The sequence below is a fragment of the Pseudomonas lurida genome (assembly GCF_013522705.1).
GTDB lineage: Bacteria > Pseudomonadota > Gammaproteobacteria > Pseudomonadales > Pseudomonadaceae > Aquipseudomonas > Aquipseudomonas quebecensis.
This window is the reverse complement of sequence record NZ_JAAMRE010000011.1, coordinates 73,175-93,335: the sequence shown is the minus strand read 5'-3', so window position 1 is coordinate 93,335 and position 20,161 is coordinate 73,175. Positions and strand designations below refer to the sequence as shown.

The following is a 20,161-nucleotide window of genomic DNA, read 5'->3' as shown; positions in this document are numbered from 1 at the left end:
GCGGGCAAGCCTGGCTCCCACAGTTGACCGAGTTGCCTGGGGGAGAACGTGATCGAATGTGGGAGCTGGCTTGCCTGCGATGAACTCGACCCGGTGCAACTGACTACCGGCGATTGGCCCAACGCAGCCGCAGCCACTCCAGGTCTTCCGGCCGGGTCACCTTGATATTGTCCGAGCGCCCTTCGATCAAGCGCGGCGCCTGCCCGGACCATTCCATGGCCGAGGCCTCGTCGGTGATCAGCGCATCGGCCACCAGGCTGTCGGCCAACGCGCGGTGCAAGGCTCCGAGGCGGAACATCTGCGGCGTATAGGCTTGCCAGATCAAGCTGCGGTCGACGGTTTCCACCACCCGCCCCTGCTTGTCGACGCGCTTGAGGGTATCGCGAGCCGGCACCGCCAGCAGGCCACCGACCGGATCGTCCGCCAACTCAGCCAGTAACTTATCGAGATCATCACGGCTCAGGTTAGGCCGCGCCGCATCATGCACCAACACCCAATCGTCATCGCTGGCGCCCAGGGCATTGAGGTGCAGCAGTGCATTGAGCACCGAGCCCGAGCGCTGCGAACCACCGTCCGCACGTTGGATACGCGGGTCAGCGGCACATGCCAGGTTGGGCCAATACGGATCATCAACAGCAAGACTGACCACCAGGCCCTTGAGCAGAGGGTGGTCAAGAAAACAGCCCAGGCTGTGTTCAAGAATAGTGCGCCCGCCCAATTGCAAGTACTGCTTGGGACGGTCCGCGGCCATACGGGCACCGACGCCCGCGGCAGGAATCACGGCCCAGAAGGCCGGCAAACGATAGCTCATTGGGCCAACTGGTAGAGGGTTTCACCCTCCTTGACCATGCCCAACTCATGGCGAGCCCGTTCTTCAACGGTCTCCGTGCCCTTTTTCAACTCAAGCACTTCGGCGTCGAGGACGCGGTTGCGCTCCAGCAGGCGTTCGTTTTCGGCGTGCTGGTCGGCAATTTGTTGGGTCAGGTCTTTTACCTGCGCGAAGCTGCCGTTACCTACCCATAGGCGGTACTGCAGGCCAGCCAGCAGCAGGAGCAAGACGAGAAACAACCAATTGGGACTGCGCATCGAATATCGGGTATCCAGTGGAAAAAGACAGCCATGCATCACTTTTGGAGCAACTGATAGCACGAAGCCTGGAAGAACCAGGCTTGTGCTAGATAGTCACCAGATTAACGCCGAAATTCACATTGCCGTGAGTTTTCCGACGCAATCCGCCGACTTTTTACCATGTGACGCTCAGCCGCGAAACTCACCGCGACCGTTGTACTTGGCTTTGCCGGCCAGTTGCTCTTCGATACGCAGCAATTGGTTGTACTTGGAAACACGGTCGGAGCGGCACAGCGAACCGGTCTTGATCTGACCAGCCGAGGTGCCCACGGCCAGGTCGGCAATGGTCGAATCTTCGGTTTCGCCGGAACGGTGCGAGATTACGGCGGTGTAGCCGGCGGCCTTGGCCATCTGGATGGCTTCCAGGGTTTCGGTCAAGGTGCCGATCTGGTTGAACTTGATCAGGATCGAGTTGGCGATCTTTTTATCGATGCCTTCTTTCAGGATCTTGGTGTTGGTCACGAACAGGTCGTCGCCCACCAGTTGGACTTTTTCGCCGATCTTGTCGGTGAGGATTTTCCAGCCGTCCCAGTCGGACTCGTCCAGGCCGTCTTCGATCGAGATGATCGGGTAGCGCTGGGTCAGGCCCTTCAGGTACTCGGCAAAACCTTCGGAGTTGAATACCTGGCCTTCGCCGGACAGGTTGTACTTGCCGTCTTCGTAGAATTCACTGGCCGCGCAGTCCAGCGCCAGGGTCACGTCGGTGCCCAGGGTGTAGCCGGCGTTGGCCACGGCTTCGGAGATAACCTTGAGGGCATCTTCGTTGGAGGCCAGGTTTGGGGCGAAACCACCCTCGTCACCGACCGCGGTGCTCAGGCCACGGGCCTTCAGCACAGCCTTGAGGTGATGGAAAATCTCGGTGCCCATGCGCAGGCCTTCGGAGAAGGTCTTGGCGCCAACCGGCTGCACCATGAATTCCTGGATGTCGACGTTATTATCGGCGTGCTCGCCACCGTTGATGATGTTCATCATCGGCACCGGCATCGAGTAGACACCTGGAGTGCCGTTCAGGTTGGCAATGTGCGCGTACAGCGGCAGGTCCTGATCCTGGGCAGCGGCCTTGGCGGCGGCCAGGGACACGGCGAGGATGGCGTTAGCGCCCAGGCTGCCTTTGTTGTCGGTGCCGTCGAGCTTGATCATCGCGTGATCCAGCGCTTTCTGGTCCAGCGGGTCTTTACCCAACAGCAGGTCACGGATCGGGCCATTGATGTTGGCTACTGCCTTGAGGACACCCTTGCCCAGGTAACGGCTCTTGTCGCCATCACGCAGTTCCAGCGCTTCGCGCGAACCGGTGGAAGCACCGGACGGCGCGCAGGCGCTGCCGATGATGCCGTTATCGAGAAGCACGTCGGCTTCGACGGTGGGGTTGCCACGGGAGTCGAGAACTTCACGACCTTTGATGTCGACGATTTTTGCCATTGTTGTAAACACTCCAAAGTTGACGAAAACGCTCTATACCGCTCGATTTAACTTGTCGCGCACATTGCAATATTTGGAACAAACTTGCCAGTCATAGTGCCCTCTCAGGGCTCATTGCGAGCAAGCTCGGCTCCCGCACGGAGAAAGCGCAGTTATGCGGTCTCTACCGTCGGAAAACTCTTTACCAGCTCATCCAACTGCTTGAGCTGTGCCAGGAACGGCTCCAACTTGTCCAGGCGCAGGGCGCAAGGACCGTCGCACTTGGCATTGTCGGGGTCCGGGTGGGCTTCCAGGAACAGGCCGGCCAGGGATTGGCTCATGCCCGCCTTGGCCAGGTCGGTGACCTGGGCACGACGCCCGCCGGCGGAGTCCGAGCGACCACCGGGCATTTGCAGCGCGTGGGTCACGTCGAAGAACACCGGGTATTCGAACTGTTTCATGATGCCGAAACCGAGCATGTCCACCACGAGGTTGTTGTAGCCGAAGCTCGAACCGCGCTCGCAGAGAATCAACTGGTCGTTACCCGCCTCCACGCACTTGCTCAGGATGTGCTTCATTTCCTGAGGCGCGAGGAACTGGGCTTTCTTGATATTGATCACAGCGCCGGTCTTGGCCATCGCAACGACCAGGTCGGTCTGGCGCGACAGGAAGGCCGGCAACTGGATGATGTCGCACACCTCGGCGACCACGGCAGCCTGTTCAGGCTCGTGGACATCGGTGATGATCGGCACGCCGAAGGCTTGCTTGATGTCCTGGAAGATCCGCATGCCTTCTTCAAGGCCCGGGCCACGATAGGAGGTTACGGACGAACGGTTGGCCTTGTCGAAGCTGGCCTTGAACACATAAGGAATACCCAGTTTCTGGGTAACCCGCACGTATTCTTCACAGACCTGCATCGCCATGTCACGGCTTTCCAGGACGTTCATGCCGCCGAACAGCACCATGGGCTTGTCGTTGGCAATCTCGATGTCGCCTACGCGAATGATCTTCTGGGCCATCAGGTTTACGCCTTTTTCTGATGTTGCGTCAGTGCAGCTTTGACGAAACCGCTGAACAGTGGGTGACCATCACGTGGAGTCGAGGTGAACTCAGGGTGGAACTGGCAGGCCACAAACCACGGATGATCCGGCGCCTCGACCACTTCAACCAGCGCGCCATCGCCGGAGCGACCGGAAATTTTCAGGCCGGCTTCTTTGATCTGCGGCAGCAGGTTGTTGTTCACTTCATAGCGATGGCGGTGACGCTCGACGATCACGTCCTTGCCGTAGCAATCGTGAACCAGCGAGCCCGGCTCCAGCAGGCAATCCTGCGCGCCCAGGCGCATGGTGCCACCCAGATCGGAGGCTTCGGTACGCACTTCGACCGCACCGGTGGCGTCTTCCCACTCGGTGATCAGGCCCACGACCGGGTGACCACTCTTGCTGTCGAACTCGGTGGAGTTGGCGTCTTTCCAGCCCAGCACGTTACGGGCGAACTCGATAACGGCCACTTGCATGCCCAGGCAGATACCCAGGTACGGCACTTTGTTTTCACGGGCGTACTGCACGGCGGTGATCTTGCCTTCCACGCCACGCAGGCCGAAACCGCCAGGCACGAGGATCGCATCCACGCCTTCGAGCAGCGCGGTGCCCTGGTTCTCGATGTCTTCGGAATCGATATAGCGCAGGTTGACCTTGGTGCGGTTGCTGATACCGGCGTGGCTCATCGCTTCGATCAGCGACTTGTACGCGTCCAGTAATTCCATGTACTTGCCGACCATGGCGATGGTGACTTCGTGCTCGGGGTTGAGCTTGGCGTCGACCACCGCTTCCCACTCGGACAGGTCCGCGCCGTTGCACTGCAGGCCGAAACGCTCGACCACAAAATCGTCCAGGCCCTGCGAATGCAGGATGCCCGGGATCTTGTAGATGGTGTCGGCGTCTTCCAGGGCAATCACCGCACGTTCTTCAACGTTAGTGAACTGCGCGATCTTGCGACGCGAGGAAATATCGATCGGGTGATCGGAGCGGCATACCAGCACGTCCGGCTGCAGGCCGATGGAACGCAGTTCCTTGACCGAGTGCTGGGTTGGCTTGGTTTTGGTTTCGCCGGCAGTGGCGATGTACGGTACCAAGGTCAGGTGCATCAGCATCGCGCGCTTGGCGCCGACTTCGAAACGCAGCTGGCGGATGGCTTCGAGGAACGGTTGGGACTCGATGTCACCCACGGTACCGCCGATCTCGACCATCGCCACGTCGGCATCGCCCGCACCCTTGATGATGCGGCGCTTGATTTCGTCGGTGATGTGCGGGATCACCTGGATGGTTGCACCCAGGTAGTCACCACGGCGCTCTTTGCGCAGCACGTGCTCGTAGACACGGCCAGTGGTGAAGTTGTTGTTCTGGGTCATGGTCGTGCGGATGAACCGCTCGTAGTGGCCCAGGTCCAGGTCGGTCTCGGCGCCGTCGTGTGTGACGAACACTTCACCGTGCTGGAACGGGCTCATGGTGCCCGGGTCGACGTTAATGTACGGGTCCAGCTTGAGCATGGTGACTTTAAGCCCCCGCGCCTCCAGGATGGCCGCCAATGAAGCGGAGGCAATGCCTTTCCCCAATGAAGAAACAACACCGCCCGTGACGAATATGTAGCGCGTCATGAAAAACCCTAGAAGTCTGCGTTAAAGCGGTCCGAGCCGCCGGGGAAAGCGAAGAGAGGCCGAAGCCCCCGATCACCTGCATTAATCACAGTGCACCTTTCAAAAAAACCGCCGCGTGGTGACAGACCAGCAATGGAACACCGGTACGTTGATCGCTACACATTTTTTGGAATCGCCCAGCAAAGACTGCTTGGTAATCGGCAACTGCTGCGATTCAGGCGAATCCACAGAAGTTGTATCAAGAAGGGAGCGTAGTCTACCGGAAAGGCTCTATCAGCTCAAACCTTGATCGCAGGTCTGTGGCACCCAATGCAATTGCCAGCCTTCACTCGGTGCGACCCGCAGTCCAGCGAGGGTGGGCACGCCGAGCAATCGTTCGCCCTGATACAGCAGCGGCAATCTGCCACGGACGAAGCCCGGCACGCCGCTTTCGTTGAGCAAACGCTTCAGATCTCGTCGACCGCGGCCCGGCACGTCAAGGGTTTCACCGCCCTGGCGATAACGGACCTCGAACGGACCTGCCGGCGCCTTGCCGACAATTCTCAGCAGGCCATTGCCGGGTAACGGTAGCGGGTGTTGCGCATCAGGCCAGCTCACCGCGGTGTCGGAAAATTCCGACCATGAGGAAGGCAACCACCAGATGCGCTCGCCGCAACGGTGTAATTGCCCATCAGCCAGACGCCATAACGGCTGCGCGTCGTGCCGGGCATCACGCAAGGACTGCCAGCCGACCCAGTGATCGCTGTCGGGCAGGCGTGTCAGCGGACTCAGCCAATGGCGCAAGGCGTTGCGCTGCCGGGCATCGGAAAGCTCTCGCAGACAAGCAAGCATCAGGGATGGCAAGGGCAGCCAGGGAAATGGCGAGGGCTGATCGGCTGCCTGCAGATCTATCCGGGCCAACTCATCGAGCAAGCCCTGGGCTTCGTTCAAGTGTTCCGCGCTGCGGGCCAGGCGGCTGACGGCTTGCGGCCAGCGCTCGGTCAGTCTCGGAAATACGCGGTGGCGCAGGTAATTGCGGGAGAACTGAGTGTCCGTATTGGAAGGGTCGGCGATCCACTGGAGCTGATGCGCCATGGCATAGGCTTCCAGCTCGCCCCGAGAGACATGCAACAGAGGGCGCACCAAGTGACCACCCGCCAACGGACGATGCACGGGCATTGCCGTCAACCCACGTACGCCCGCGCCGCGCAACAGGCGAAACAGCAGGGTTTCGGCCTGGTCTTCACGATGCTGGGCAGTGAGCATCACCGCCCCTGCCCCCATCACCTCGGTAAACGCCTGATAACGCGCCTCACGCGCCGCACCTTCTAAACTGGCGCCGGGCTGCACCTGCACGCGCATGATACGCAGGGGCACGCCCAGGTGGTCGCAGATTGACTGACAATGGCTCGGCCATGCGTCGGCGGCGGCTTGCAAGCCATGGTGGACATGCACAGCGCTTAGAGGCGGAATAGACTCGGAGTTGGCCAGGAGATGCAGCAGAACAGTGGAATCAAGGCCGCCAGAGAAGGCGATATGCCAAGCCGGGGCGTTGCGCCACGGGGCCAGGGCGTGCAGGAGCTTGGCGGGCAAAGTCGGTTTCATCAAACGTTACCGCCGCAAATCTGAAATACGTTGACCAAGCATACACACAGCAAATATGGGAGGGGGCTCGCCCCCGATTGCTGAGTGTCAGTCACTGTATTTGCTGACTGACGTACCGCTATCGGGGGCAGGCCCCCTCCCACATTAATGCTGTTGCGACCTTAGAGACCGTAGCTCATCAGGCGCTCGTAGCGACGAGCCAGCAGCGCTTCGTTATCCAGCTTCTTGAGCATCGCCAGCTGCGAGCCCAATTCTGCACGGATGGTGGCGGCAGCTGCAGCCGGGTCGCGATGGGCGCCGCCCAAGGGCTCGGCGATCACTTTGTCAACGATACCCAGGCCTTTGAGGCGGTCGGCGGTGATACCCATGGCCTCGGCGGCGTCCGGTGCTTTTTCGGCGGTTTTCCACAGGATCGAAGCGCAACCTTCGGGCGAGATCACCGCGTAGGTCGAATATTGCAGCATGTTCAACTGGTCGCAGACGCCAATCGCCAGCGCACCGCCGGAACCGCCTTCACCAATCACGGTGGCGATGATCGGGGTCTTCAGGCGCGACATGACACGCAGGTTCCAGGCAATCGCTTCGCTCTGGTTGCGCTCTTCGGCGTCAATGCCTGGATACGCGCCCGGCGTATCGATAAAAGTCAGGATCGGCATCTTGAACCGCTCGGCCATTTCCATCAGGCGGCAGGCCTTGCGGTAACCTTCCGGACGCGGCATGCCGAAGTTGCGACGCACCTTCTCGCGCACTTCACGGCCTTTCTGGTGGCCGATAACCATGACCGGCTGGTCGTCCAGACGTGCAATACCACCCACGATAGCCGCGTCGTCGGAGAAGTGACGATCGCCGTGCAGTTCGTCGAACTCGGTAAAAATGTGCTGGATATAGTCCAGGGTGTACGGACGGCGCGGGTGGCGAGCCAGACGCGCGATCTGCCAACTGGTCAGCTTACCGAAGATGTCCTCGGTGAGCGTGCTGCTCTTTTCCTGCAGGCGGGCGATCTCATCGCCGATGTTCAGCGAATTGTCATTGCCGACCAGGCGCAGCTCTTCGATCTTGGCTTGCAGGTCAGCGATCGGCTGTTCGAAATCAAGAAAATTCGGGTTCATAAGCGTCCGTCTTGGGTCGACGGCCAGGGAGTGCCTGGCCAGCCGGTTGTCTATTCGCGCCCTACCTTAAGGGAGAGGCGCGTTTAGGTCGAGATTAAATGTTTTGTCGATCAAGCTGAATGCCACTACCGGGCCAGCCATCAACGGTATTGGAGGAAGACGTTGTCTCGCCCGAACTGGTCACGCAATGCTTGAATCAAGCCATCGGCGGGATCAATTCGCCAGCTTTCGCCGAACTGAAGCATGGCCTTCGCATCGTTACCGGTGTACTCCATGGTCACCGGGCACGCGCCACGGTGACGCTTGAGCAGATCACCCAACCAGCGTAGCTGATCGCCTTTCAGGGCCTCGGTTTTCACCTTCAGGCGCAGGCTCTCGGCCAGGTTGGTGCGGGCATCCTCCATGCTCATCACCCGCTTGATCCGCAGGCGCAGGCCGCCGGAGAAGTCATCGTTGCTGACCTCCCCTTCCACCACCACCATGGCGTCGGTCTGCAACAGCGACTGAGCAGAATGGAACGCATCGGCAAACAACGAGGCTTCGATCCGCCCCGAACGGTCATCAAGAGTAATGAAGCCCATCTTGTCGCCCTTTTTGTTCTTCATCACCCGCAGCGCAATGATCATGCCGGCCACGGTCTGGGTATCCCGCGCCGGTTTCAGGTCGATGATCCGCTGGCGAGCGAAACGGCGGATTTCGCCTTCGTACTCGTCAATCGGATGGCCGGTAAGGTAGAGCCCCAGGGTATCTTTTTCGCCCTTGAGACGTTCCTTGAGCGTTAACTCCTTGGCCTTGCGGTGGTTGGCGTACACATCCGCGTCTTCTTCGACGAACAAGCCACCGAACAGGTCGGCATGCCCACTGTCATGGGTACGGGCAGTCTGTTCCGCTGCCTTGATCGCCTCTTCCATCGCGGCCAGCAGCACGGCGCGGTTGCGGTCGATATTGGCCTGGTAAGCCTTGGGCTCATCGTGGAAATACGGGCCGAGACGGTCGAGTGCGCCGCTGCGGATCAGGCCATCGAGGGTGCGCTTGTTGATGCGTTTGAGGTCGACCCGCGCGCAGAAATCGAACAGGTCTTTGAAAGGCCCGTCCTGACGCGCTTCGGTGATGGCTTCCACCGGGCCTTCGCCCACGCCCTTGATCGCGCCCAGGCCATAAATGATGCGACCTTCGTCGTTCACCGTGAACTTGAACTCCGAGGCGTTCACGTCCGGCGCGTCGAGGCGCAGCTTCATGGTGCGCACTTCCTCGATCAAGGTCACGACCTTGTCGGTGTTGTGCATATCCGCCGACAATACCGCGGCCATGAACGGCGCCGGATAGTGGGCTTTCAGCCAGGCGGTCTGATAAGACACCAGACCGTAGGCGGCGGAGTGGGATTTGTTGAAGCCGTAACCGGCGAACTTCTCCACCAGGTCGAAGATGTTACCCGCCAGGTCGGCATCGATATTGTTGGTGGCGCAACCTTCAATGAAACCGCCCCGCTGCTTGGCCATTTCCTCGGGTTTCTTTTTACCCATGGCCCGACGCAGCATATCCGCTCCGCCAAGGGTGTAACCCGCCATCACCTGAGCGATCTGCATCACCTGTTCCTGATACAGGATGATGCCGTAGGTCGGCGCCAATACCGGCTTGAGGCCTTCGTACTGGTAATCGGAGTGCGGGTACGCCAGCTCGGCACGCCCGTGCTTACGGTTGATGAAGTCATCCACCATGCCCGATTGCAGCGGCCCCGGACGGAACAGGGCCACCAGTGCGATCAAGTCTTCCAGGCAGTCGGGCTTGAGCTTTTTGATCAGCTCTTTCATCCCGCGCGACTCGAGCTGGAACACCGCCGTGGTTTCGGCTTTTTGCAGCAGGGTGTACGTCGGCTTGTCATCCAGCGGAATAAAGGCGATATCCAGCGGTTCCTCGCCCACCTTGGCGCGGTCGCGGTTGATGGTCTTGAGCGCCCAATCAATGATGGTCAGGGTGCGCAGGCCGAGGAAGTCGAACTTCACCAGGCCGGCCGCCTCCACGTCATCCTTGTCGAACTGGGTCACCAGGCCGTCGCCTTCTTCGTCGCAATAGATCGGCGAAAAGTCGGTGAGCTTGGTAGGCGCAATGACCACGCCGCCGGCGTGCTTACCGACGTTACGCACCACGCCCTCAAGCTTGCGGGCCATCTCCCAGATTTCGGCGGCTTCTTCGTCGACCTTGATGAAATCGCGCAGGATTTCTTCCTGCTCGTAAGCCTTTTCCAACGTCATGCCGACTTCGAACGGGATCATCTTCGACAGGCGATCGGCCAGGCCGTAGGACTTGCCCTGCACCCGCGCCACGTCGCGGATCACCGCTTTGGCCGCCATGGAACCGAAGGTAATGATCTGGCTCACGGCGTTGCGGCCATACTTCTCGGCCACGTATTCGATCACGCGGTCGCGACCGTCCATGCAAAAGTCGACGTCGAAGTCGGGCATGGAAACCCGCTCCGGGTTCAGGAAGCGTTCGAACAGCAGGTCGTATTCCAACGGGTCCAGGTCGGTGATCTTTTGCACATAGGCCACCAGCGAGCCAGCACCTGACCCTCGGCCCGGACCAACCGGCACGCCGTTGTTCTTGGCCCACTGGATAAAGTCCATCACGATCAGGAAGTAGCCGGGAAAGCCCATCTGGATAATGATATCCAGCTCGAAATTCAGCCGGTCGACGTAGACCTGGCGCTTGGCTTCGTAGTCTTCGGTGGTGTCCTTGGGCAGCAGGACCGCCAGCCGCTCCTCGAGGCCATCGAACGACACCTTGCGGAAATACTCATCGATGGTCATGCCATCGGGAATCGGGAAGTTGGGCAGGAAGTGCTTGCCCAGTTTCACCTCGATATTGCAGCGCTTGGCGATCTCGACGGAGTTTTCCAGGGCCTCGGGCAGGTCGCTGAACAGCTCGGCCATTTCTTCGGCACTTTTAAGGTACTGCTCTTCGCTGTAGTTCTTCGAACGGCGCGGATCGTCCAGGGCCCGGCCTTCGCCGATGCACACGCGGGTTTCGTGGGCCTCGAAATCCTCTCGCTTGATAAAGCGCACATCGTTGGTCGCCACCAGTGGTGCGCCGAGCTTATCGGCCAGCGCCACGGCGGCGTGCAGGTGTTCTTCATCGTTGGGACGGTTGGTGCGTTGCACTTCCAGGTAGAAACGGTCGGGAAAGACCTGCATCCACTCGCGAGCCAGCACTTCGGCTTCCTGCGGGTTGCCGCCCAGCAGCGCAATACCGATCTCGCCCTCCTTGGCGGCGGACAGCATGATCAGACCTTCGCTGGCCTCGGCGACCCATTCACGCTCGATGATGATCGAGCCGTTGCGCTGACCCTCGATAAAACCACGGGAAATCAATTCGGTCAGATTGCGATAGCCCACGCCGTTCATCGCCAGCAGGCTGATACGGCTCAAGGGGTTGTCCGGGTCTTTGTTGGACAGCCACAGATCGGCGCCGCAGATCGGCTTGATGCCGGCGCCCATGGCATTCTTATAGAACTTGACCAGAGAACACATGTTGTTCTGATCAGTCACCGCAACCGCAGGCATGTTCATGCCCACCAGGGTTTTGACCAGAGGTTTGATCCGTACCAGGCCGTCGACCAGGGAATACTCAGTGTGCAGGCGCAGGTGAACGAATGAAGCCGGCATAGTGATCCTGTTCCAATACGTGAAGACAACAAGGCCCGGATTGTACCGGGCCTTGGCAAAAACATCAGCTTCGCGACTAAACCTCGATGAAGCTCTCGCGCAGCTCGTAGGCCTGGCGTACCGGGGCGAACGAGCGCCGATGAATCGGCGTGGGACCCAGGCGTGCCAGAGCTTCCAGATGAACGGGCGTCGGGTAGCCTTTGTGCCCACCAATGCCGTAGCCGGGGTAGATCAATTCAAACGCGGCCATTTCACGATCACGACTGACTTTGGCCAGGATCGAGGCCGCCGCAATTGCAGGCACCTTGCTATCCCCCTTCACCACCGCTTCCGACGGCATCCCCAGTTTCGGGCAACGGTTGCCGTCGATCATGGCCATTTTCGGGGTGATGTGCAGGCCTTCGACGGCACGCTGCATGGCCAGCATGGTGGCGTGCAGAATATTCAGCTTGTCGATTTCTTCGACTTCAGCCCGGGCAATATGCCAGCTCAAGGCTTTTTCACAGATTTCGTCGAACAGCTTTTCACGGCGGGCTTCAGTGAGCTTTTTCGAATCGTTCAACCCCAGAATCGGACGGTTCGGATCCAGGATCACCGCCGCCGTGACCACTGCGCCGCACAGCGGGCCGCGGCCGACTTCGTCGACGCCGGCCACCAGCTCATGGACTTGAGCAACCAGGCTGAAATCCAGGCCCATTTGCGTACTCATAAAGCATCCTGTTGTTTGCCGATCAAGGTCAACACGGCGTCAGCCGCCTGGTTCGAGGCATCACGACGCAGTGTGCGGTGAATCGCATCGAAACCACGGGTCTGCTCTTCGCCGCCGTCGATCAAGGGTAGTAGGGTTTGCGCCAGGGCGTCAGGCGTCGCATCGTCCTGCAACAACTCCGGCACCAACAGACGCTGGGCCAACAGGTTGGGCAGGGAGATGTAAGGGCTTTTGACCATGCGTTTAAGGATCCAGAAGGTCAGCGGCGCCAGACGATAGGCCACGACCATGGGGCGCTTGTACAGCAGGGCTTCCAGCGTAGCAGTGCCCGAAGCAATCAGTACCGCATCACAGGCCGCAAGGGCCAGGTGCGATTGACCATCGAGCAGGGTTAGCGGCAGGTTGCGGCCTTGAAGCAAGGTTTCGATCTGAGCACGGCGTTGCGGGCTGGCACACGGCAACACAAACCGCACGCCGGGCTTGAGGTCTTGCAGACGTTCGGCGGCATCAAAGAAGACGCTGGCCAGGCGCCCGACTTCACCGCCTCGACTGCCGGGCATGAGCGCCACGAGCGGGCCATCGGGCAAGCCCAGTTCGGCACGGGCCGCGGCTCGATCAGCCTGCAAAGGTATCTCATCGGCCAGCGTATGCCCGACAAACCGCACCGGCACGCCCTTCTCTTCATAAAACCTGGCTTCGAAGGGCAACAGGGTCAGCATCAGGTCGCAACCCTCGCGGATCTTCAGCACGCGCTTCTGACGCCACGCCCACACGGAGGGGCTGACGTAGTGCACGGTCTTGATGCCCGCCTGGCGCAGCTTGAGTTCGATATTGAGGGTGAAATCGGGTGCATCGATGCCGATGAAGACGTCGGGCTTTTCCTTGATCAGGGTCTGAATCAACAGCTTGCGGCGCGCCAGGAGTTCGCGCAGGCGCCCCAGCACCTCTACCAACCCCATGACCGACAAGCGCTCCATAGGGAAATAGGACACAAGCCCCTCAGCCTGCATCAACGGACCACCGACACCGATGAATTCCACGGCCGGGTGCTGTGCCTTTAGCGCCCGCATAAGACCTGCGCCCAAAATGTCGCCGGAAGCTTCTCCGGCTACCAGCGCTATACGCATATTGGCCATGATCAGCGAGTGATGCCGCGCGTCGACATCTGGATAGAGTCGCGGAATACCGCAACTTCCGGGAACAGCGCAGCCGGCTCGGTGAGTTGGGTCAATGCCTGCTCCACGGTCAGCCCCTGGCGGTAAACCACCTTGTAGGCACGACGCAAGGCGTGAATGGCCTCGTCGCTGAAACCACGACGACGCATGCCTTCGAAGTTCATGCTGCGAGCTTCGGCGGGGTTGCCGAATACCGTGACATACGCCGGAACGTCCTTGCCGATAGCGGTGCCCATGCCGGAAAAGCTGTGGGCGCCGATATGGCAGTACTGGTGCACCAGCGTGAACCCCGACAGGATCGCCCAGTCGTCAACGTGCACATGCCCGGCCAAGGCGGTGTTATTGACCAGTATGCAGTGGTTGCCGATCACGCTGTCGTGGCCGATATGGGCATAAGCCATCACCAGGTTGTGATCACCCAGGGTGGTTTCGGCGCGATCCTGCACGGTGCCGCGATGAATGGTCACGCCTTCTCGAATGATGTTGTGATCACCGATGACCAGGCGTGTTTCTTCACCCTTGTATTTCATGTCCGGTGTGTCTTCGCCTACCGAGGAGAACTGGTAGATGCGATTGTGTTTGCCAATACGGGTCGGCCCTTTGAGGATCACGTGCGGCCCGATGACAGTCCCCTCGCCGATTTCCACACCTGCGCCGACGATCGACCAGGGGCCGACCTCAACGTCGGCGGCCAGTACGGCCGACGGATCGATGATTGCGCGAGGGTCAATCAAACTCATAGTTTGCGTTCCGCACAGATAATCTCGGCGGAGCATACCGGCTTGCCATCCACCGAGGCCTGGCATTCGAACTTCCAGATCTGGCGCTTGCAACTGATGAATTTGGCTTCGAGGATCAACTGATCACCCGGGGTGACCGGGTTGCGGAAACGCAGCTTGTCGGAGCCCACGAAATAGTAGAGCGTGCCGTCGGCAGGCTTGAGGTCAAGCATTTTAAAACCAAGGATACCGGCAGCCTGGGCCATCGCTTCAATGATCAACACGCCCGGCATGATGGGATGCGCGGGGAAGTGACCGTTGAAGAACGGTTCGTTGATGCTGACATTCTTGTAGGCGCGAATGCGCTTTTCCTCGACATTGAGGTCCACTACACGGTCCACCAGCAGGAACGGGTAACGGTGGGGCAGGTATTCGCGAATCTCGTTGATGTCCATCATTTCGGGGGGAAGCCTGTAATAAAGATTGGGGGCGGGCGGACTAAAGGCACGCCCCGCTAGCAAATCAAGGAGGCAGTCTAGCGGCTGTGCACACTTGATATGAAAATGGTATCAGCCTTCTGATGAAGCATTACCGCCAGGGGTCACTTCTCCAACACGCTTTTCCAGCTGCTTGAGCCGTCGGGCCATATCGTCGAGCTGGCGCAAACGCGCCGCACTCTTGCGCCATTCAGCCGCAGGTTGCATGGCGGTACCGGAAGAGTAGGCACCCGGCTCGGTAATCGAGTGGGTCACCATGGTCATTCCGGTGATGAAGACGTTGTCACAGATATCGATATGCCCTACCAGGCCGACACCGCCGGCGAGCATGCAATGCTTGCCGATACGGGTGCTGCCGGAAATCCCCACGCACGCCGCCATGGCGGTGTGATCGCCAATCTGTACGTTGTGGGCGATCTGGATCTGGTTGTCGAGCTTCACACCATTGCCGATCACGGTATCGGCCAGGGCCCCGCGATCAACTGCAGTGTTCACGCCGATTTCCACGTCGTCGCCAATCAGCACGCCGCCGACCTGGGCAATCTTGTGCCAGACGCCTTTGGCGTTGGCAAATCCGAAGCCTTCGCCTCCGATCACCGCGCCCGACTGAATGACCACACGCTGGCCGATACGCACATCGTGATACAGCGTCACGCGCGGCGCGAGCCAGCCATCGGCACCGATCTCGCATCGCGCACCGATAAAGCAGTGCGCCCCCACCGTGACGCCTGCGGCAATGCGCGCACCACTCTCGATCACCGCAAAGGCACCAATGCTGGCCGCAGGGTCGACCTGGGCGTCATCGGCGATCATCGCTGACGGGTGAATGCCGCCGGCTGCCTTGGGTTTGGGATCGAACAGGTGCGACACCTTGGCGTACGCCAGGTACGGGTCGGCCACCACCAGCGCATCCCCGGCAAAACCTTCGGCATCGGCGGCTTTGAGCAATACGGCTGCGGCGCGGCTGTCGACGAGGTATTTACGGTATTGAGGGTTTGCGAGGAAGCTCAACTGAGCTGGGCCAGCCTCCTGCAAGGTGGCTAGCCCAGTGATTTCTTTCTCCGGGGAGCCATGCAAAGTGGCCCCCAGGAACTCGGCCAACTCGCCGAGCTTGATAGTCGCGGTCATGGCTTACTTCAGCTGGTTCATGCGCTCGATCACCTGACGGGTGATGTCGTATTGAGGCTTGACGTCAATCACGGCGCCGCGCTCGAACACCAGGTCAAAGGCGCCTTTCTTGATCACTTCTTCCACAGCGCTGTCGAGTTTCGGCTTGAGCTGCTTAAGCATTTCGCGATCGGCCACAGCCTTGGCTTCGTTCAGCTCTTTGGACTGGAACTGATAGTCACGGGCCTTTTGCTTGAATTCCAGCTCCAGACGTTCGCGCTCGCCTTGCTGCATCTTGTCACCACCGGCCACCAGACGATCCTGGATGCCCTTCGCGCTGCTTTCCAGGGTCTTGAGCTTGGTCAGTTGCGGACCGAATTTTTTCTCGGCATCCACGGCGTATTTTTTGGCCGCATCGGATTCCAGCAGGGCCATCTGATAGTTCAGAACGGCGATTTTCATTTCGGCGAAGGCCGGGGTGGCTACCAGCACGGTTGCCAGCAGAACCAATTGAGTCAACTTACGCACGATGCACTCCTACAGAATCCGTTGTCGTTATCTTAGGTCAGACGCTTAGAACGTCTGGCCGAGGGAGAATTGGAAAATCTGGGTTTCAGCGTTATCCGGTTTCTTGATTGGCATGGCCAGCGCAAAGCTCAACGGGCCCAGCGCAGTCACCCACGTCACACCCACACCCACGGAGCTCGCCATGTTGCTGAGGCTCACGTCGTTGCACTGGGTGTTGGACTTCAAACCGCTTGGGTTTTTGATCTGCTCGCACTTGGAATCGAACACGTTACCCACGTCCCAGAATACGGATGTGCGCAGAGAACGCTGATCTTTCACGAACGGCAGTGGGAACAGAATTTCAGCACCACCCTGGATCAACACGTTCCCACCGAAAGGCAGCGGGTCGTTGTCAGTGTCAGGTTGAGTGCCGATGTTACCGGTTTTATCAACACCGCGACTCGGGGTACCGCGCGGGCCGAGAGTGCTGTCCTTGAAGCCACGTACCGAGTTGAAACCACCTGCATAGTAGTTTTCATAGAACGGCAAGCCATTGGTCGAACCGTAACCGTCGCCATAGCCCAGCTCGGTGTGCAGGCGCATGGTGTAGTTGTCGCTCAACGGCTGGAACAACTGGCCGCGATAGTCGAGTTTGAAGAACGACAGGTCGCTGCCCGGCGTGGTGACTTCGGCCGTCAGGCTCTGGGAATGGCCACGGGTTGCCAGCACGCCTTTGTTCAGGGTCGACTCGGACCAGCCGGCGGACGCCTTGAAGTTCAGGAACTTGTCGCCTTCACGACGGGTGAAGTCGAAGATCTCGTCCACGGTATAAATACCGGTCTTGATCTCATCCTGCTGCGCAGTCAGGCCGAAGGTCAGGCGCGAGGTTTCGCTGATCGGATAGCCGATGTTCACGCCAGCACCCAGGCTGTCGATCGCATAGCTAGCTACGTCTACGTCGAGATCTTTGTAGTCGGTGGTGCGGTAGAAGGCGTTGTAGCCCAGGCTCACACCGTCGGCGGTCCAGTAGGGGTCGACATAACCGAAGTTATAGCGGCTCTGATATTCGCTGCGGGTCAGGCCAATGGAAACCTTGTTACCGGTACCCAGGAAGTTGTTCTGGGTGATCGAGCCACCCAGGATCAGGCCGGCGCTCTGCGCGAAACCGACACTGGCGGTGATCGAGCCCGAGGCCTGCTCTTCAACGGCGTAGTTCACGTCAACCTGGTCGTCCACACCTGGCACAGCCGGCGTTTCGACGTTGACTTCCTTGAAGAAGCCCAGGCGTTCAAGACGGGTCTTGGACTGGTCGATCAGGTAGGTCGAAGCCCAGCCACCTTCCATCTGACGCATCTCACGACGCAGCACTTCGTCGGCGGACTTGGTGTTGCCACGGAAATTGATGCGGTTTACGTAAGCACGCTTACCGGGGTCGACCACGAAGGTGATATCAACGGTGTGGTCTTCGTCGTTGGGGGTCGGCACGCCGTTGACGTTGGCGAAGGTGTAGCCTTCGTTACCCAGGCGGCGGGTGATCAGTTCGGAGGTGGTGGTCATCAGCTTGCGCGAGAACACCTGGTCTTTCTGCACCAGCAACAGGGACTTGACCTGGTCTTCAGGCACTTTCAAGTCACCGCTGAGCTTGACGTCACGAACCTTGTACTTCTCGCCTTCGTTGACGTTGACAGTGATGTAGACGTGCTTCTTGTCCGGCGTAATGGACACCTGGGTGGAGGCGATGTCCATGTTGATATAGCCGCGATCCAGGTAGTAGGAACGCAGGCGCTCCAGGTCACCGGAGAGTTTCTCACGGGCGTACTTGTCATCGTTCTTGAAGAACGACAACCAGTTGGTGGTCTTGAGTTCGAACAGGTCGACCAGGTCTTCATCCGGGAACTTGGTATTGCCTACCACGTTGATGTGCTGGATGGCGGCCACGGTCCCTTCGTTGATGTTGACCTTCAGGCCGACACGGTTACGCGGCTGCGGAACCACCTCCGTTTCCACGGTCGCGGAGTAGCGACCCTGGGCGACGTACTGGCGCTGCAGTTCGTTACGTACGCCTTCAAGGGTGGCACGTTGGAAGATTTCACCTTCGGCCAGGCCCGATTGCTTCAGGCCTTTCATCAGGTCTTCAGTAGAGATCGCTTTGTTGCCTTCGATCTCGATACTGGCGACGGATGGTCGCTCGACGACGGTGATGACCAGGACGTTGCCTTCTCGACCCAGTTGGATGTCTTGAAAGAATCCGGTTTTGAACAGCGCACGAGTGGATTCCACCAGGCGACGATCATCAGCCTGTTCCCCGACGTTCAACGGCAAGGCACCAAAGACGCTACCGGCGGAAACCCGCTGGAGGCCGTTGACGCGAATATCGGAGATGGTGAAGGACTCGGCGTGAACTTCGGCGATCATCAATACGGTGAGAACCGCAGTTAGCAGCAGACGTTTCATGAAGTCCTTTCTTATTCCAACTGGCAATAAACAAACTGCCGCAAAATGCGGCAGATTCGCAATTCAGCGAAGCGTTACAGTCGACCCAAATCGTTGACCAGGGCTAACAACATCACCCCGACCACCAAACTGATACCGATCTGTATCCCCCAACCCTGCACACGATCCGACAAGGGGCGACCACGCACCCACTCGACCAGATAAAACAACAGATGTCCCCCATCCAATACTGGAATGGGCAACAAATTCAGAACCCCCAGGCTGATACTCAGATAAGCCAGGAAATTCAGGAAATCCGCGACACCCGACTGGGCAGAAGCGCCCGCCACTTTAGCAATGGTTATCGGCCCACTCAAGTTTTTTACCGAGAGCTCGCCGAACAACATTTTCTTGAGGGATTCGAGCGTCAGCACGCTCATGGTCCAGGTGCGTTTCGCACCCTCGCCAATTGCCGCCAATGGACCGAAGCTGACCTCGCGCATCATCGAAGGCGGCCACTCGGGACTTTTGACACCCGCACCCAGGTAACCTGCGGCCGCCTTGGCTTCCCCGCGCACCGCCAGGGTTACCGGGACGTCGATTTGAGCACCATCGCGCTCAACTTTCAGCACAATTCTGGTATCAGGGCGCACACGAACCAGATCAACCACCTGCTGCCATTCGCTCAACGGCTGACCATCGAGCGCCAGCAGGCGGTCGCCGGTTTTCAGGCCTGCGGCCTGGGCCGGGCCTTTGGAGTCGAGTTCGGCGAGCACCGGCGGCAACGCCGGACGCCACGGACGAATGCCCAGCGACTTGATCGGATCGGGCTCGTCAGCACCCTTGAGCCAGTGGTCCAGGGCCAACGCACGTGAGGCTTCGGCGCTGGAGTCCTGCTCACGCACCACGACGTTGACGGTGCCGCTCTCACCCAGGCGGCGCACCAGCTGAAGATTGACCGCCCCCCAACCCGTGGTCGGTTCGCCATCAATGGAAACAATTTCCTGGCCCGCGACCAGACCGGCCTTCGCCGCGATACTGTCTGCCTCGACCGCACCGATCACCGGGCGGATCTGCTGGCTGCCCAGCATGGCCAACACCCAGAAAAACAGCATGGCCAACAGAAAGTTGGCGATCGGACCGGCGGCCACTATGGCGATACGCTGACGAACGGTCTTGCGATTGAAGGATTGATCCAACTGATCAACCGGCACCTCGCCTTCGCGTTCGTCGAGCATCTTGACGTAGCCACCCAAAGGGATGGCCGCGATCACGAACTCGGTACCGTGGCGGTCATGCCAACGCACCAGCGGCATGCCGAAACCGACGGAAAAGCGCAGTACCTTGACGCCGCAACGACGCGCCACCCAAAAGTGGCCGAATTCGTGGAAGGTAACCAGCACACCCAGAGCAACCAGGGTGCCGACAATCATATAAAGCGCACTCATCTAATTTCTCCGCATTCCAATCCAGTGCC

Annotated in this window: 16 protein-coding genes; all 16 read right to left on the bottom strand. The window is 59.5% G+C overall.

Annotated elements, in window-relative coordinates; translation table 11 throughout:
- Window positions 1-103: 103 nt before the first annotated feature.
- Window positions 104-811, bottom strand: a complete 708-nt coding sequence (ispD, locus tag G7025_RS11770) for a 2-C-methyl-D-erythritol 4-phosphate cytidylyltransferase (protein ID WP_181079295.1) — start codon at window positions 809-811, stop codon at window positions 104-106.
- On the bottom strand, window positions 808-1,086 hold the full coding sequence (gene ftsB, locus G7025_RS11765) for a cell division protein FtsB (RefSeq protein WP_003172294.1): 279 nt from the start codon (window positions 1,084-1,086) through the stop codon (window positions 808-810). The genes ispD and ftsB overlap by 4 nt, the downstream gene beginning before the upstream one ends.
- A 171-nt stretch (window positions 1,087-1,257) precedes the next feature.
- Entirely contained in the window at window positions 1,258-2,547 is a 1,290-nt protein-coding gene (gene eno / locus G7025_RS11760) for a phosphopyruvate hydratase (protein WP_181079292.1), read from the bottom strand.
- Between the two features lie 152 nt (window positions 2,548-2,699).
- Window positions 2,700-3,545: a 3-deoxy-8-phosphooctulonate synthase gene (gene kdsA, locus G7025_RS11755; protein WP_003189190.1), complete on the bottom strand. Its 846-nt coding sequence runs from the start codon at window positions 3,543-3,545 to the stop codon at window positions 2,700-2,702.
- Window positions 3,546-3,550: 5 nt separating this feature from the next.
- On the bottom strand, window positions 3,551-5,182 hold the full coding sequence (locus tag G7025_RS11750; RefSeq protein WP_071488807.1) for a CTP synthase: 1,632 nt from the start codon (window positions 5,180-5,182) through the stop codon (window positions 3,551-3,553).
- A gap of 273 nt (window positions 5,183-5,455) precedes the next feature.
- Window positions 5,456-6,766 carry a tRNA lysidine(34) synthetase TilS gene (tilS, locus tag G7025_RS11745; protein WP_181079289.1) on the bottom strand — a complete coding sequence of 437 codons (1,311 nt, stop codon included), beginning with the start codon at window positions 6,764-6,766 and terminating at the stop codon, window positions 5,456-5,458.
- A 161-nt stretch (window positions 6,767-6,927) separates the two neighbouring features.
- Entirely contained in the window at window positions 6,928-7,875 is a 948-nt protein-coding gene (locus tag G7025_RS11740; protein WP_181079287.1) for an acetyl-CoA carboxylase carboxyltransferase subunit alpha, read from the bottom strand.
- Between the two features lie 140 nt (window positions 7,876-8,015).
- A complete protein-coding gene (dnaE, locus tag G7025_RS11735) occupies window positions 8,016-11,537 on the bottom strand; it encodes a DNA polymerase III subunit alpha (protein ID WP_181079284.1) in 3,522 nt (1,173 codons plus the stop codon).
- A gap of 76 nt (window positions 11,538-11,613) precedes the next feature.
- Window positions 11,614-12,246 (bottom strand): ribonuclease HII, encoded by a 633-nt coding sequence (gene rnhB / locus G7025_RS11730; protein ID WP_181079281.1) that lies wholly within the window; start codon window positions 12,244-12,246, stop codon window positions 11,614-11,616.
- A complete protein-coding gene (lpxB, locus tag G7025_RS11725; RefSeq protein WP_181079278.1) occupies window positions 12,243-13,382 on the bottom strand; it encodes a lipid-A-disaccharide synthase in 1,140 nt (379 codons plus the stop codon). Before lpxB ends, rnhB begins: the two co-directional genes overlap by 4 nt.
- A gap of 2 nt (window positions 13,383-13,384) precedes the next feature.
- Complete coding sequence (lpxA, locus tag G7025_RS11720) at window positions 13,385-14,161, bottom strand: acyl-ACP--UDP-N-acetylglucosamine O-acyltransferase (protein ID WP_181079275.1); 777 nt, start codon at window positions 14,159-14,161, stop codon at window positions 13,385-13,387.
- A complete protein-coding gene (gene fabZ, locus G7025_RS11715; protein ID WP_003172281.1) occupies window positions 14,158-14,598 on the bottom strand; it encodes a 3-hydroxyacyl-ACP dehydratase FabZ in 441 nt (146 codons plus the stop codon). The genes lpxA and fabZ overlap by 4 nt, the downstream gene beginning before the upstream one ends.
- A gap of 111 nt (window positions 14,599-14,709) precedes the next feature.
- A complete protein-coding gene (gene lpxD / locus G7025_RS11710) occupies window positions 14,710-15,765 on the bottom strand; it encodes a UDP-3-O-(3-hydroxymyristoyl)glucosamine N-acyltransferase (RefSeq protein WP_181079272.1) in 1,056 nt (351 codons plus the stop codon).
- Between the two features lie 3 nt (window positions 15,766-15,768).
- Window positions 15,769-16,272, bottom strand: coding sequence for an OmpH family outer membrane protein (locus G7025_RS11705; RefSeq protein WP_003219314.1), 504 nt, complete (start codon window positions 16,270-16,272; stop codon window positions 15,769-15,771).
- 45 nt (window positions 16,273-16,317) lie between these two features.
- Window positions 16,318-18,705 carry an outer membrane protein assembly factor BamA gene (bamA, locus tag G7025_RS11700; protein WP_181079269.1) on the bottom strand — a complete coding sequence of 796 codons (2,388 nt, stop codon included), beginning with the start codon at window positions 18,703-18,705 and terminating at the stop codon, window positions 16,318-16,320.
- 74 nt (window positions 18,706-18,779) lie between these two features.
- Window positions 18,780-20,132 (bottom strand): sigma E protease regulator RseP, encoded by a 1,353-nt coding sequence (rseP, locus tag G7025_RS11695; RefSeq protein ID WP_181079266.1) that lies wholly within the window; start codon window positions 20,130-20,132, stop codon window positions 18,780-18,782.
- Window positions 20,133-20,161: the final 29 nt, after the last annotated feature.

Coding starts and splice junctions, on each gene's coding strand:
- ispD (WP_181079295.1), bottom strand. CDS start 811: ATGAGCTATCGTTTGCCGGCCTTCTGGGCCGTGATTCCTGCCGCGGGC.
- ftsB (WP_003172294.1), bottom strand. CDS start 1,086: ATGCGCAGTCCCAATTGGTTGTTTCTCGTCTTGCTCCTGCTGCTGGCT.
- eno (WP_181079292.1), bottom strand. CDS start 2,547: ATGGCAAAAATCGTCGACATCAAAGGTCGTGAAGTTCTCGACTCCCGT.
- kdsA (WP_003189190.1), bottom strand. CDS start 3,545: ATGGCCCAGAAGATCATTCGCGTAGGCGACATCGAGATTGCCAACGAC.
- G7025_RS11750 (WP_071488807.1), bottom strand. CDS start 5,182: ATGACGCGCTACATATTCGTCACGGGCGGTGTTGTTTCTTCATTGGGG.
- tilS (WP_181079289.1), bottom strand. CDS start 6,766: ATGAAACCGACTTTGCCCGCCAAGCTCCTGCACGCCCTGGCCCCGTGG.
- G7025_RS11740 (WP_181079287.1), bottom strand. CDS start 7,875: ATGAACCCGAATTTTCTTGATTTCGAACAGCCGATCGCTGACCTGCAA.
- dnaE (WP_181079284.1), bottom strand. CDS start 11,537: ATGCCGGCTTCATTCGTTCACCTGCGCCTGCACACTGAGTATTCCCTG.
- rnhB (WP_181079281.1), bottom strand. CDS start 12,246: ATGAGTACGCAAATGGGCCTGGATTTCAGCCTGGTTGCTCAAGTCCAT.
- lpxB (WP_181079278.1), bottom strand. CDS start 13,382: ATGGCCAATATGCGTATAGCGCTGGTAGCCGGAGAAGCTTCCGGCGAC.
- lpxA (WP_181079275.1), bottom strand. CDS start 14,161: ATGAGTTTGATTGACCCTCGCGCAATCATCGATCCGTCGGCCGTACTG.
- fabZ (WP_003172281.1), bottom strand. CDS start 14,598: ATGATGGACATCAACGAGATTCGCGAATACCTGCCCCACCGTTACCCG.
- lpxD (WP_181079272.1), bottom strand. CDS start 15,765: ATGACCGCGACTATCAAGCTCGGCGAGTTGGCCGAGTTCCTGGGGGCC.
- bamA (WP_181079269.1), bottom strand. CDS start 18,705: ATGAAACGTCTGCTGCTAACTGCGGTTCTCACCGTATTGATGATCGCC.
- rseP (WP_181079266.1), bottom strand. CDS start 20,132: ATGAGTGCGCTTTATATGATTGTCGGCACCCTGGTTGCTCTGGGTGTG.